The sequence below is a fragment of the Flavobacterium collinsii genome, from assembly GCF_902804485.1.
GTDB lineage: Bacteria > Bacteroidota > Bacteroidia > Flavobacteriales > Flavobacteriaceae > Flavobacterium > Flavobacterium collinsii.
Map to the genome: position 1 here is coordinate 1 of NZ_CADCST010000081.1, position 277 is coordinate 277.

Annotated in this window: 1 protein-coding gene; it reads right to left on the minus strand. The window is 43.7% G+C overall.

The genetic code is table 11. The features are described 5' to 3' along the window. Positions 1-277: Ig-like domain-containing protein (locus tag FLA105534_RS10540; RefSeq protein ID WP_173966086.1), on the minus strand; the 277-nt coding region annotated here is incomplete at both ends.

Below are 277 nucleotides of genomic sequence, written 5' to 3' on the forward strand. Positions count from 1 at the left end.
TTGTGTACCTGATAAAGTACCCGCATTTGGTGCTGCAGTTACCGTTACTGTTCTGGTAGCTGTGGCATTTCCACAACCGCCTGTTCCGGTTACTGTATAAGATATTGTTGCAGTACCTGCTGCAGCTCCTGTAATTTCTCCTGTTAAAGCATCTACTGTAGCAACTGTTGTATTATTGCTTGACCAGCTTCCGCCACTTGCTCCATTGGAAGTGAATGTTGTTTTTTGAGCAACACAAATGTTTTGTGTACCTGATAAAGTACCCGCATTTGGTGCT